The 13,787-nt window shown below is 55.2% G+C and carries 12 protein-coding genes; 4 read left to right on the top strand and 8 right to left on the bottom strand.

Features of this window, described 5'->3' with window-relative positions:
- Positions 1–19 precede the first annotated feature (19 nt).
- From ACQ3G7_RS05300 to ACQ3G7_RS05290, 3 genes are all read left to right on the top strand, one after another.
- A complete protein-coding gene (locus ACQ3G7_RS05300) occupies positions 20–352 on the top strand; it encodes a helix-turn-helix domain-containing protein (RefSeq protein WP_263097648.1) in 333 nt (110 codons plus the stop codon).
- 154 nt (positions 353–506) lie between these two features.
- A complete protein-coding gene (locus ACQ3G7_RS05295) occupies positions 507–1,199 on the top strand; it encodes a heavy metal response regulator transcription factor (RefSeq protein WP_263097647.1) in 693 nt (230 codons plus the stop codon).
- Positions 1,196–2,584 (top strand): heavy metal sensor histidine kinase, encoded by a 1,389-nt coding sequence (locus ACQ3G7_RS05290; RefSeq protein ID WP_430889100.1) that lies wholly within the window; start codon positions 1,196–1,198, stop codon positions 2,582–2,584. The genes ACQ3G7_RS05295 and ACQ3G7_RS05290 overlap by 4 nt, the downstream gene beginning before the upstream one ends.
- A gap of 81 nt (positions 2,585–2,665) precedes the next feature.
- Here the strand turns inward: ACQ3G7_RS05290 and ACQ3G7_RS05285 are convergent, their stop codons facing one another.
- Both ACQ3G7_RS05285 and ompC read right to left on the bottom strand, forming a co-directional pair.
- A complete protein-coding gene (locus ACQ3G7_RS05285) occupies positions 2,666–2,920 on the bottom strand; it encodes a YdgH/BhsA/McbA family protein (RefSeq protein ID WP_430889099.1) in 255 nt (84 codons plus the stop codon).
- Positions 2,921–3,098: 178 nt separating this feature from the next.
- On the bottom strand, positions 3,099–4,226 hold the full coding sequence (gene ompC / locus ACQ3G7_RS05280; RefSeq protein ID WP_430889098.1) for a porin OmpC: 1,128 nt from the start codon (positions 4,224–4,226) through the stop codon (positions 3,099–3,101).
- Between the two features lie 749 nt (positions 4,227–4,975).
- Between ompC and ACQ3G7_RS05275 the strand changes: the two genes are divergently transcribed.
- Entirely contained in the window at positions 4,976–5,872 is an 897-nt protein-coding gene (locus ACQ3G7_RS05275; protein ID WP_430889097.1) for a LysR family transcriptional regulator, read from the top strand.
- Here the strand turns inward: ACQ3G7_RS05275 and ACQ3G7_RS05270 are convergent, their stop codons facing one another.
- From ACQ3G7_RS05270 to ACQ3G7_RS05245, 6 genes are all read right to left on the bottom strand, one after another.
- The gene (locus tag ACQ3G7_RS05270) at positions 5,873–7,108 is read right to left on the bottom strand and encodes an EAL and HDOD domain-containing protein (RefSeq protein ID WP_430889096.1); all 1,236 of its coding nucleotides are present in this window, start codon (positions 7,106–7,108) and stop codon (positions 5,873–5,875) included.
- A 298-nt stretch (positions 7,109–7,406) separates the two neighbouring features.
- Complete coding sequence (locus ACQ3G7_RS05265) at positions 7,407–8,690, bottom strand: Zn-dependent hydrolase (RefSeq protein ID WP_430889095.1); 1,284 nt, start codon at positions 8,688–8,690, stop codon at positions 7,407–7,409.
- A 25-nt stretch (positions 8,691–8,715) separates the two neighbouring features.
- Positions 8,716–10,164 carry a dihydropyrimidinase gene (gene hydA, locus ACQ3G7_RS05260; RefSeq protein ID WP_430889094.1) on the bottom strand — a complete coding sequence of 483 codons (1,449 nt, stop codon included), beginning with the start codon at positions 10,162–10,164 and terminating at the stop codon, positions 8,716–8,718.
- 29 nt (positions 10,165–10,193) lie between these two features.
- Positions 10,194–11,498: an NAD-dependent dihydropyrimidine dehydrogenase subunit PreA gene (preA, locus tag ACQ3G7_RS05255; protein WP_430889093.1), complete on the bottom strand. Its 1,305-nt coding sequence runs from the start codon at positions 11,496–11,498 to the stop codon at positions 10,194–10,196.
- The gene (locus tag ACQ3G7_RS05250; protein ID WP_430889092.1) at positions 11,491–12,885 is read right to left on the bottom strand and encodes an NAD(P)-dependent oxidoreductase; all 1,395 of its coding nucleotides are present in this window, start codon (positions 12,883–12,885) and stop codon (positions 11,491–11,493) included. Before ACQ3G7_RS05250 ends, preA begins: the two co-directional genes overlap by 8 nt.
- Before the next feature lie 221 nt (positions 12,886–13,106).
- Complete coding sequence (locus ACQ3G7_RS05245; protein ID WP_430889091.1) at positions 13,107–13,754, bottom strand: TetR family transcriptional regulator C-terminal domain-containing protein; 648 nt, start codon at positions 13,752–13,754, stop codon at positions 13,107–13,109.
- Between the last annotated feature and the right edge of the window lie 33 nt (positions 13,755–13,787).

The raw sequence follows: 13,787 nt of genomic DNA, 5'->3' as shown, positions 1-13,787 counted from the left end.
TTGAAAGGAGGCTTCATTCATGGGTATGCAACACGCAGTCATACATGAGATCCAGCAGTGGATTGATGACAACCTCGACCGACCACTACGTATTGGCGACGTCGCCACGCGATCGGGCTATTCAAAATGGCACCTGCAACGCCTTTTCCAGCAAGTGATGCAGGTGCCGTTAGGCATCTATATTCGCAATAAGAAGCTGGAAAGCGCCGCACAGGAACTGATCAGCAGCGAAGCGTCGATCATGACTATCTCAACGAAATACGGTTATGACTCCCAGCAGACCTTTACCCGGACGTTTGCCCGCAAATACCACATGCCGCCCGGCGTATGGCGGCGGCATCATCAGCAGTAACCCCCTGAACCGCGCGATATGTGATTAATCATCGGCTTATGTGCTGGTGTTAAAACACGAAAAAAATGTCAGCAAATTGTCAGCCCGCAGGGGCTAGAATCATGCCAGAGGTTGTGCTTACGGCAGGTGCCGAAACGTTGAAGGAGGCACGCAAATGAAGCTGCTGTTAATTGAAGACGAGGAGAAAACCTCCTCCTATATCAATCGGGCGTTAACTGAACAAGGGTTCACGCTGGATGTGGTGGCCCACGGGGGCGAAGGGCTGCATATGGCGCTGGAATATGATTACGACGCCATCGTGCTGGATGTGATGTTACCCGGTATGGACGGCTACCAGATCCTTGAACGCCTGCGCGCCAGTAAACAGACGCCGGTGTTAATGCTCTCCGCCCGAGGGTCGGTGGAAGAGCGGGTCAAAGGGCTGCGTCATGGCGCAGACGACTACCTTCCCAAACCGTTCTCCCTGATTGAACTGGTGGCGCGTATTCAGGCGCTGTTGCGTCGTCGCCCCGGCGATGGCGCTGATATCACCCAGTTGCATATTCACGATCTGCATCTCGACTTGCTGGCCAGGCGCGTAACGCGCGGCGGCGAGCGGCTGGAACTGACAGCGAAAGAGTACGCGCTGTTAAGCCTGCTGGCCCGCCACCAGGGCGAAATCTTGTCGAAGATGATGATTGCCGAACAGGTGTGGGACATGAATTTCGACAGCGACGCCAACGTGGTTGAAGTGGCGATCAAACGCTTGCGCGCGAAAGTCGATAACCCATACCCGATCAAACTGTTACACACTGTGCGCGGCATGGGCTATGTACTGGAAACTCGCCAGGAGAGCAAAGTAAGTTGATCTCTTTCTCGGTACTAAAACGATCGATTGCCGGGCGGATGGCGTTACTGTTCTCCGTGGCCTATGTCTTTGTGGTCATCACCTTCGGCGTGGTGCTGCGAAGTTCGCTGTATGAATCCCTGCAAAGCCAGATGCACAACGAATTGTTGTTTCGCGAGTCGCTCATGACGCCGTGGATCGAAAATCGCCACAACCTTGAGGGCTGGCCGACGCTGGAAGCGAAATTTACCACGCTCTCCACCTCGGAAGGCGGGCGGGTAAAATACTGGCTGTTGAGTAAAGACGCGCGCTTTGATATGGGCGGCCCGCCGCCAACTGGTGTGAACTGGGCATCGCTGAAAGACGGTTTTAGCACCGCACCCGGTAAAACGGAACTCTCCTGTCTGCTATTCCTTTACTCGCGTGAAATCCCGGCAAACGGTGAGCGCCCGGCGCTGCGCTATGTGGTGGCGATAGACTCCACGCCGTATATGGGCACGCTGTATGAATTTACCTGCACGCTGGTGATTATCAGCATTGTTGGGGTGATGTTTATTGCCCTGCTCGGGTATCTGATTGCCCGCAACGGCATGCGACCGGTCAATATGCTGAGCGAACAGGCGCAGCACCTGGCCCCGGGAAATCACGGGCAGCGCTTGCAAACCCGCACACTGCCGGATGAACTGCAAGCGCTGGCGGTCTCCTTTAACGGCGCGCTGGAGCGCCAGGAAGTCGCCTGGCGGCAACTGGAGAGTTTTAACGCCGATGTCGCGCACGAACTGCGTACGCCACTCACCAATCTGATCGGGCAAACGCAACTGGGGCTGTCGCGCCCGCGTTCCGTTGCCGAGCTACAGGATTTGCTGGAATCCAATCTTGAAGAACTGGAGCGCATGACCTCGATTGTTAACGACATGCTGTTTTTGTCGCACGCGCAGGCCGGGGAGCATGCGACCCAGTTAACGACCGTTTCCCTGCGGGAAGAGACCTATAAAACCTTCGAATACGTGGAACCCTCATTTGCGGAGAAAAATCTGCGCGTGCAGGTCGAAGGGGACGTGACGGCCTCTATCGATCGGCGCTTGTTCCACCGTTCGCTGGCGAATCTGCTGGAAAACAGCGCCCGCCATGCGCCGCCGGACAGTACGGTGATCGTCCGGCTGAACAGTGTCGAGCACCATGCCCAGGTGGCGGTATCCAACGTCGGCGAGGCGATTGCCAGCGATCATCTGGAACGCTTATTTGAGCGTTTCTACCGTGTGGATGCATCCCGTACGCACAGCGATACCCATCATGGGCTGGGGCTGTCGATTGTCAGAGCGGTTGCCAATATGCACCGTGGGGATGTGTTCGCCAGCAGCCAGAATGGCATGAATACCTTTGGTTTTACCCTGTCGCTGGGCTAAGGCGATAATCAGGTTTTGCCCGTCAACAAAAAGGCCGTAACGGGTTGCGTCACGGCCTTTTTTTACACGTTTTTCCGGCGGTTATTTATACAGCTCAGCCACGCCGAAATATTTGTCATCGCCACCGGCGGAAACGATTTTATAGCTGCTGGCGCCTTGTTGAGCCGCCTTTTTCGCCAGTTGATGTTGCACGTCGTGCAGGGTGTCGACGCCAGCAACGGAAACGCTGCCAATTGCGGTTAAACCCGTGTCGGTGGTTACTTCGCTGGCAGCCCAGGACGCTGTCGAGAAAATAACCATCAGTGTTGCGAAAACCTGTGCATGTACTTTTTTCATTGTTACCACCTCATTATTTAATCGGGCCAGAACAGCCTCTGACGGAAGTCATTTTACCCCCCGGTGCTGACAATTCTCTGACGTGAAAATAACGAAGCTGTCAGATAACAAAACTAAACAATTCTTTGAATAAACAGAAACTATGCACGAGAAAAAGGCGGCTTGCGCCGCCTGTTTTTTAGAACTGGTACACCATACCGACAGCGACAACGTCATCGGTGTTGATACTCGCAGCCTGGGTGAATGTACTGTCGTCAATCAGGTTGATTTTATAATCAACGAACATATTGAAGTTTTTGTTGAAATAGTACGTCGCACCTAAATCAACATACTTTTCGATGTCCTGATCGCCATAATTCGCACCCGCGGAATTAGAACCAATATTTTTACCTTTTAGTGCGTTATACGCGACAAAAGGCTGGAGACCAAAGTCGAACTGGTAGCTGGCATACGCTTCAAAAATCTGCGATTCGTTAGCATAACCATAAGCGCTGGTGGTATCGGACGAGCTACCAAAGCGTGAGGCGTTATATGCCTGAGTAAACATGGCTGCCAAATAAATATTATTGGCATCGTATTTCAGTGCGCCGGAATAGGCTTCGGCGCGATCGCCATCACCCAGAATATTCGTGGCGGTATTCTGTTCCTGCGTGCGTTTCGCACTGGTCATGGCACCCACGACGCTGACGCCTGCGCCAATTTTATATTCCAGCGACATACCATAACCGTCGCCATTCTGGCGCAGTACGTTACGTCCGGCACCGGATTCGCCATTACCGTCATTTTTACCCTGATATTGCAGGGAGAAGTTCAGGCCGTCCACCAGACCGAAAAAGTCGGTATTGCGGTAGGTCAGCATGCCGTTGCCGCGGCTGAACATAAACTGATCGGAGCCGTAGGTCATGCCGTCGAATTCTGGCTGCATGTCGGTATAACCCAGTGAGTCATACAAAATACCTTTGTTACGGCCATAATCGATGGAACCATAATTGGCGAATTTTAAACCGGCGAACCCATAACGGGTGCGTGGTGTATTGGTGTCGCCTTCGGATTTATTGGCATCAATATGCATCTGCCATTGGCCATAACCCGTTAATTGATCATTAATTTGCGTTTCGCCACGGAAGCCCAAACGCATATAAGTTTGGTCTCCATTCCAGCTGCTATTATCAGAAAAATAATGTTCAGCAGAGACTAAACCATATAAGTCTAACTTATTACCGTCTTTATTGTATATTTCTGCGGCCTGCACTGACGAGCACAGCACGGCAGCAGAGATCAACAGACTCAGTTGAGAAATTTTCATGTTAATAAACCCTTAGAGATTGCCACTGTTTTTTAATAGCAACAGAAATACGCCGCCATTTATGAAAATGGTTCATGGCTAATTCATGTTGTATGGCATTGTTTATCACCTGTAATTATGTTCTGTAAATCTTTAAATTGATTTTCGCACAGATTGATAAATACCCGGCGTTATTTTTATGAACTTATTTAAAGCGCACAGATCGCTAATATCTTTGTGAGGTGGATCGGGTAATTTGAAAGCGCTTTATTAACCTCATTGCATTTTTTTTTGCTGTATGTTGCCCGCTTTGTACCGCTCTCCGGGGGTAATTCCCCGGTTTTTATTGGCAGAATGTGCTATTAAATTTGCAAGGATGGTGATGGCTTTAATTAAATGAATATCGTGGATGTTTAATTACTAAATATCCGCCGCTGCTGCATGGGGATTTTAATGATTGAATATCGGCTGGAAGAGATAGAAATACCGGGAAAACTGATGTGGTGATATCGATAATTCGACAGCATCATCGTCAACGCACCGCAGTCAATAATAACGGTGTGAACGCAACGATTAAGCGGTTTTATTAATTAAGGATATGAGCGTCATTCATTAATAAGAGGCAAAACGCGGCTGCCGTCCTGAAAAAACGTTAAATATTTCATAGATCGAGCGGGTTTATTCCCGGATTGGTGAGTTTTATACATATATTTCATCCCAGTTGGCGTGTAGCATAAAGTGTATTGCCGTTGCCTGAAAAAGAGACCGCCATGCTAAAAGATAATTTTAACGATCTGTTTTATTTAATTATGGTGGCGCGGGAGCGTAGCTTTACCCGTGCAGCCGCAAAATTAGGCGTGTCACAGTCGGCGTTAAGCCATGCTATTCGCGGTCTGGAGGAGCGCCTGCAGGTCAGATTACTGACGCGCACCACTCGCAGCGTTGCCCCCACAGACGCGGGGGAGGCGTTAATCACTAGCATCAGTCCGCGGTTTCAGGAGATTGAGGAACAACTGATTATGCTGACCGACCGCAGCGATCGTGTTGCGGGCAATATTCGCATTACTCTCGGTGAGCACGCGCTTCATTCTACGGTGTGGCCTGCGCTGAAACCTTTTTTAACCACCTACCCGGACGTCAACGTGGAATTCACCATTGACAATGCCCTTACGGATATTGTCAGCGGGCGTTTTGACGCTGGCATCAGGCTGGGCGAACAGGTGGCCAAAGATATGGTGGCGGTGCGTATCGGCCCTGACTGGCGCATGGTGGTGGTCGGGTCGCCGGGCTATTTCGCCCGTCACGGTAAGCCGCAAACCCCGCATGAATTGCAGCATCACAACTGTATTAATATGCGGCTCCCCACGCTTGGCGGACTGTATGCATGGGAATTTTCCAAAAACGGGCAACCCCTTCGCGTGCGGGTGGAGGGGCAGCTTACGTTTAACAACCTGGCATCACGGGTGGATGCCGCCATCAGCGGTATGGGGCTGGCGCTGGTGCCGGAAGATTGCGTTGCCGGGGCGCTGTCACAAGGCCAACTTGAGACGGCGCTGGAGGCATGGTGCGAACCCTTTCAGGGCTATTTTCTCTATTACCCGAGCCGTCGGCAGCACACCGCCGCTTTTGCCCATCTGATTGATGCGCTGCGCTATCCGGCGCAGTGATTAAGCGGCGTTGGTCGGGATATCGTTGGTCCACCTGGTGGCGAGTTTGATCAGTTCCGCCACCACGCTGCGGTTGAATCCCAGGCGGTGCCCCAGAGCGCTGACCTCTTCCCACTTGTGGTTTTCATACAACTCGACCAGATGCAGGTAGGGGTAAAGCGGGCCTTTTTTCTCTTTCAGCGCCATCGTTACGCTCACGGAAATGTCTATCTGGCCGATCAGGTCCGCCATCGGCATTTCAAAGATGCTATCGAGTTGGGAAAACAGCCCGACGATGAAGGCGTCATCGGAAGAGTGACGGCCGACGGAGCGTGCAGACGCCAGTTCGCAGAACTTTGCCCGCACCAGGCTTTGATGGTAAATGTCGTCGGTTTTTTCTTTGTTGACGGAGGTCAGGCAGGAGACCAGCACAAAACGACGCAACTCGTTTGCGCCAAGATAAAAAATAATGTCCTTTAGCGACTGGCTGCGGAAATTTTTCACCCCACGGGCGTTAAAGACAATATTTTGCGCATAGCGCATAATTTTGAACGACAGCGCCAGATCCTGCTTGAGCAACGCTTCGATTTTGCCGAAATCCGGTGAGTCCGCATTGACCTCTTTCATCAGCCTTAAGGTAATCGACTGGTTCTGAATCAGTTTATTCGCGGAGTGGATCACCGGCTTACTGAAAAAATGCCCCTGAAACAACGTACAGCCCATATTGCGGTAACACTCATACTCTTCCTGCGTTTCCACTTTTTCCGCCAGAAATACCGTGTCTTTCAGCAGCTCGCCTTTGCTGGCGATATAACCGCTAATCTCTTCGGGCGTATTCAGCCGGACGTCGAATTTAATAATGCTGACATAGGGTAAAAACGCATTCCAGGTCTCGCCCAATTCAAAATCATCCAGCGCAATGCGAAAGCCGTGGGCATAGAGCTTTTTCACCGTACTCAGCAGCAGCGGCGTGGGTTCGGCGGTTTCCAGAATTTCCACAATTACGCGATCTTTGGGCAGCGTTTCCGCCATGCCCTGCACCAGCAGCTCATAGGGAAAGTTAACAAAGATGGCGCTGTACTCTTTCAGGCGGCCCAATGGCGCGCCAAGAAACTGCTCGACAATGATTTGGGCAGTCGCGTACTCCGGAGTAACGTCAGGGAACCGGTTCGTCATGCTATCTCTGAACAACAGCTCATAGCCGACTGTGTTCATATTTTCATCAAAAATCGCCTGACGGGCGACAAACGAGAACATTCGCTATTCCACTCCACAGATGCCTGCAAATCTCAAAACCCGGGTAATGCGCTAACCTGAACCGGTCAACCTTCGTTATTTTTATTCAGGGTCAAATGGAAGCCTGGACGAAAATAACGAAGACGCAAGTCGGACTTAGGGAAGGCAGTATCTTTTGTAAACTTCTGAAGAATTTAAGTCAAATTCCGCAGGTGCGAATAATACATATTTACGCTGTTTTTTGGTAACTTTTGACAATGTGCGCAAAAAAATAACCCGGCTGCATGCAACCGGGTGAGGGTGTGGTGACGCGGGGATCTCAGCGGGTGACGACGCCAGCACTTTCCAGCATGGCATGGAGCAGAACGTTCGCCCCGGCGGTGACCTGTTCCGGCGACGAATACTCAATCTCGTTATGGCTGATGCCGTCTTTGCAGGGAATGAAAATCATACCGGTGGGCGCCAGCATACTCATATACACCGCGTCATGCCCGGCGCCGGAAACAATGTCCATATGCGAATAGCCCAGTTGCTGCGCTGCCCGGCGCACCGCGTCTTTACACTCTGGGTGGAAGGGGGCGGCGGGGTAGTGCGATACCAGCTTCAGTTCTATGCTCAGCCCGGTTTCCCCGGCAAGCTGCTGAATAAAGGTTTTCAGGGCAGCATCCATCTCATCGACCGCGGCATCGGTCATATTGCGAAAATCAATGGAGAATTTCACGCTGCCGGGCACCACGTTACGGCTGTTGGGATGGACCTGCACCATGCCTACCGTACCGCGCCCGTGTGGTGCAGAAGCGTTAGCGATGGCGATCACCTCCTGCATGATGCGCGTAGAGACTTGCAGCGCATCCTGGCGCATTGCCATCGGGGTCGGCCCGGCGTGAGACTCCATCCCGGTAACAACACAGTCATACCAGCGGATCCCCAGTACCGCCTGCACCACGCCGATGGCGATATCCTGATCTTCGAGAATCGGACCCTGTTCAATATGCGCCTCAAAATACGCGCCAATCGGGTGTTGCCCCGGTCGGGCCTCACCGGCGTAGCCAATCCGCAACAACTCCTCTTCGACCGTTTTACCTTCGGTATCTGTTGCGGCATAGGCGACCTCCAGCGGAAAGATCCCGGCAAAGACGCCGGAGCCCATCATTACCGGGACAAAGCGCGATCCCTCTTCGTTGGTCCAGAACACCATTTCTACCGGTGCCTCTGTTTCAATGGCGTTATCGTTAAGGGTGCGGATCACTTCCAGCGCGGATAACACGCCAAAGTTGCCGTCGAATTTCCCGCCCGTTGGTTGGGTATCGATGTGGCTGCCCGCCACGATCGGCGGCAGGGCGTTGTTGCGTCCGGGGCGGCGCATAAAGACGTTGCCGATTTGGTCAATCTCAACCGACAGCCCGGCGGCCTTGCCCCAACTGATGACCAAATCGCGGCCCTGTTTGTCGAGATCGGTCAGCGTCAGGCGGCAACAACCGCCTTTCGGCGTTGCGCCAATTTGCGCCAGATCCATCAGCGATTGCCACAGGCGCTCGCCATTAATGCGGAGATCGTGGGTATCCGTTTTATAGGGTGTTGTGGAGATCACTTCGCTGCTCATCGTCTTCCTCCTCGCTTAACATCGATTAACGGGCTACGGCCTGCGGGGCGCGCTGGCGCTCCCATGCTGCAGCGGCGCTGAAGTCCGGGCCAAAGGGCGGCCTTTTGATATAGCGTCCGGCCCCTTCGCGGGCGCGCAGTTCGCCGTCTGCCCACACCACCACGCCCTGGCTGATGGTATAAGCAGGCACGCCGGTGACCACGCGGCCTTCAAATATATTGAAATCGTTACGTGAATGGTGGCTGCTGGCGGACAGTGTTTTACTGCCTTGCGGGTCCCACAGCACCAGGTCGGCATCCGCCCCCGGCGCAATACATCCCTTGCGGGGGTAGATATTGAACAGCCGGGCGGTATTGGCCGAGGTGATGGCGACAAACTCGCTTGGGGTCAGGCGACCGCTATTGACACCGGCATCCCACAGCACGGCCATACGCTCCTCCACGCCGCCGCAGCCGTTGGGGATCTTGCTGAAGTTATCGAGACCGGCGGCTTTTTGGCTGGCGCAGAAGGTACAGTGGTCGGTGGCGGTGGTGTGTAACTGGCCAGATTGCAAACCGTGCCATAGCGCAGCCTGGTGTGATTTATCGCGGAACGGTGGGCTCATCACGTGGGCGGCAGCAAACGAAAAATCCGGGTGACGGTATACGCTGTCGTCGATCACCAGATGCCCGGCCAGTACTTCGCCATAAACCCGCTGTCCGCGGCCACGTGCGCGGGCAATCGCTTCGGCGGATTCCCGGCAGGAAACATGCACCACATAAATCGGGACGCCCATAATACTGGCGACGGTGATGGCGCGGTTGGCGGCTTCTCCTTCCACCTCCGGCGGGCGTGAGAGTGGGTGCGCTTCCGGGCCGGTGATCCCCTGTTTCAGCATCTCCTGTTGCAGTAACCAGACCATTTCACCGTTTTCCGCATGCACTGTGGGCATAGCCCCCAGTTCCAGGCAGCGGCGGAAGCTGTTCATCAGCGTTTCGTCATCGCACATGATGGCGTTTTTATAGGCCATAAAGTGTTTAAAACTGTTTACGCCTTCCTGCTGCACCAGCGTGCCCATATCCTGACGCACGCTCTCGTCCCACCAGGTGATAGCGACATGAAAGCTGTAATCGGCGGCCGCTTTTTCCGCCCAGCCGCGCCACTGCTGATAGGCCTCCATCAGCGGCTGCTGTGGATTGGGGATCACAAAATCGATAATCGTCGTGGTGCCGCCCGCCAGCGCAGCGGCCGTTCCGCTGTAGAAGTCATCCACGGTGGTGGTGCCCATAAACGGGAAGTTCATATGGGTGTGCGGGTCAATGCCGCCGGGCATCACATACAGACCTCCGGCATCGACGGTTTCGGTCATTGCCGGCAGTTCCCAGAGTGAGGCATCGCCCACCGCGGCCACCATACCGTCAACGCATAACACATCCGCCCGACGCTGGTGGTCGGCATTGACCACCGTGCCGCCTTTAATCAACAGATTACGCATTCTTGTCTCCTTATCGCTTAACCCCGCTTTTACGCGGTGGTTGCCATCGGGTTGTTGGGATGGGTTGTCCAGTTGGCATACTGGTCGGATACGATATGGCCGGTACGGCTGTCCACTTCGCCAGGTTGCAGGTGACGCAATGAGATGCAGTTTTCCACCGGGCAGATTGAGGCGCAGAGGTTGCAGCCGACACAATCTTCCTCACGCACTTCAAAGTGGCGCTCGCCATTCTTCTGCGTCGAAATGGCCTGGTGCGAGGTGTCCTCACACACCAGATGGCAGCGCCCGCATTTGATGCAACTGTCCTGATCGATAACCGCTTTATCGACATGATTGAGGTTCAGATAGCGCCAGTCGGTGACGCTTGGTAACGCCATACCGCGAAAATCCTCCAGCGTGCGAAACCCTTTCTCATCCATGTAGTTTTCCAGGCCGCTTATCATGTCGCGCACAATCTGGAAGCCGTGCACCATCACCGCCGTGCAGACCTGCACCGTGCCGCAGCCCAGCGCAATAAACTCTGCCGCATCGCGCCAGGTGGAAATGCCGCCAATGCCGGAAATCGGCAGCCCGCGCGTGGCGGCGTCGCGGCCAATTTCCGACACCATATTCAGTGCGATGGGTTTGACCGCCGGACCGCAATACCCGCCGTGCGATCCCTGGTTGCCGGTGTGCGGGGTCATTAACATCTGGTCGAGATCGACCCCCATGACCGAACTGATGGTATTGATCAGCGACACCGCATCCGCGCCTCCGGCTTTCGCCGCCCGCGCCGGATAGCGAATATCGGTGATATTGGGCGTCAGTTTGACGATCACCGGCAGACGGCAATAGTGTTTGCACCAGCGGGTGACCATCTCGATGTACTCCGGCACCTGGCCTACTGCTGCGCCCATCCCGCGTTCGCTCATGCCGTGCGGGCAACCAAAATTCAGCTCAATGCCGTCTGCGCCGGTGGCTTCAACCTGCGGCAGGATCCATTTCCACGCCTCCTCTTCGCAGGGCACCATGATGGAGACCACCACGGCGCGATCGGGCCAGCGCTGTTTGATGCGGGTGATCTCTTCGAGGTTGATGTCCAGTGTGCGGTCGGTGATCAACTCAATATTATTCAGCCCCAGGATGCGACGATCGTGGCCGCGCAGGGTGCTGTAACGCGGCCCGCTGACGTTAACCACATGCGGATCGATCCCGAGGGTTTTCCAGACCACGCCGCCCCAGCCGGCCTGGAAGGCGCGCTCCACGTTGTACTCTTTGTCAGTAGGCGGCGCAGAGGCCAGCCAGAACGGGTTAGGACTCTGAATACCGAGAAAATTGCTGTGCAAATCAGCCATGGGAAGACTCCTGAAACAGTGTGGCGTTAGCGGCGTCGCTTTGTGGAATAGCCAGCGTCAGCGCAATCGAACGGGCAGCGGCTTTGCCCTGTTTAACGGCATCCACCGTCAAATCCAGCCCACCGGCGCAGCAGTCGCCGCCCGCCCATACGCCGGGCAGCGATGTGCGACCGCTTTCGTCGGTGGCAATGCGCCCCTGAAGAAGTTGAATGCCTGAAGTGGGCTGCGGATCGTAGTGCTGGCCGATGGCTTTCAGCGCCATATCGGCGGCGAGAGTGAAGGTTTCACCGCTGGCGATCACGCCTTGCGCCGTGGGGTGCGTGACCGTGAAGGTGACACCGGTGAGCTGGTTTTCAGCCTGTTCAAAACGCAGCGGTGCTGCCCAGTGACGCAGCGTAACCCCGCACTGTCTGGCCCACTGCTGCTCTTTGTCGGACGCTTTCATGTCCGCTTCGCCCCGGCGGTAGACCAGCGTGACTTCACGCGCACCCAGTTTTTTCGCCTGCACGGCGGCATCCACAGCGGTCATACCGCCGCCGATCACCACCACGCTGCGGCCGATCGGGAGCTGGCTGAGATCCGCGCACTGGCGCAGTTCGGCAATAAAGTCCACCGCCTCGCGTACGCCTTGCGGTTCTGGCGCGTCGCCATCGAGCGCATTGACACCCGCCAGCCCGAGACCGAGAAATACCGCATCATAGCGATCACGCAACTGAGACAAGGTGATGTGCTGCCCGAGGCGGACACCGGGGTGCAGCGTGATGCCGCCGACTGACAGCAGCCAGGCCACTTCCTGCGCCGGAAAATCATCCGTCACTTTGTAACGCGCCAGACCGTACTCGTTAAGACCACCGGCTTTGGGGCGAGCATCGAACAGATCTATCTCATGTCCGGCCAGCGTCAGGTGGTGGGCGACGGTCAGCCCGGCCGGTCCTGCGCCGACAATAGCAACGCGTTTACCGCTGCTGGCGGCGCGACTGAACAGCGGCTTGCCGGGTGCGGCGAAATAGCTGTCGGTGGCGTGACGCTGAAGCCGGGCAATATCCAATGGGCGGCCATCCTGCGCATTGCGCACGCAAGCCTGCTCACAGAGTGTTTCTGTCGGGCAGACGCGGGAGCAGGTGCCGCCAAGGACATTGGCCCGCAGGATCACCTCCGCCGCACCGCGATCGTTACCCTGCGCAATCCGCTGGATAAAGCTCGGCACGTCGATCTCCGCCGGGCAGGCGCGCGTGCAGGGGGCGTCAAAACAGTAGTAGCAACGTTCGGCTTCAATCACCGCCTGAACGGGCGAGAGCGGCGGGGTACAGTCGGCGAAGGCCTGGGTGAACTCCGCGGGCGTCTGTCGGCCAGAGCAGATCCCCGGCGTATCGAGTGTAGTCATCATGCCTCCTGAATAATCCTGACCAGATGGTTAAGTTTTCCCGGATAACCATGCTATTTGTGTGCCATTTTGGCGAAGCCGGAAAATCAGTGTGTTGAGACGTGTTGCACTCTGTCTATCGTCACTTTTTGGTGCATATTGCCCATTTTTGGACGATGTTTGCTACATTTGGCAGCAAGGTTGTTGCTGGGGGCCCGGCCTTTTGTCCGGTCAGACGGCGTGAATTATTCCAGACCGCACATCCGCCAGACGCTGCTTAATACGTGCGCCGTGGCGCGTGCCTGTGCGGCTTCGCTTGCCGGATCTTCACCGGAGACGGCGGCGATTTGGATATCGAAATCGGCGTAGGTTTGCGTCATCGACCAGACGGTAAAGAAGAAGTGGGTGGTATCCAGCGCGCGCAGTTGGCCTTGCGCTATCCAGCCATCCAGAATGCGCGCCTTCTCCGCCACCAACTGGCGTAAGTCTGTTTTCAGTAACGGGTGGACTACGGGAGCACCCTGCAGGATCTCATTGGCAAACAGTTTTGACGCGGCCGGGCGGTTGAAGCTAAAGCTGATTTTCCGCCTGACGTACCCGGCAATGGCGGTTTTCGGATCGGCCTGGGCGCAGATCCCCTCCAGCGGTGAGAGCCAGTCATCAAGGATATTTTCCAGCACCCGCAAATAGAGGTTTTGCTTGTTGCCGAAGTAGTAGTGCAGATTGGCTTTCGGCAGTGCAGCGGCATCCGCAATTTGTTGCATGGTTGCGCCGCGAAAACCAAAACGGGCGAACACGCGCTCCGCGGCGGGCAGAATAATGGCCTCGTTATCCTGGCGGATGCGCCCCTTTTCCGTGGTGTCTGCCACGTAACCGGGCTGAACTTCATTCATGACGTGCGTCCTTCAATAGACCGCCATCCCTGG

Source organism: Kosakonia sp. N21 (assembly GCF_050587465.1).
In the GTDB taxonomy this organism is placed as follows: Bacteria; Pseudomonadota; Gammaproteobacteria; order Enterobacterales; family Enterobacteriaceae.
This window is presented reverse-complemented; position numbering and strand designations above follow the sequence as displayed.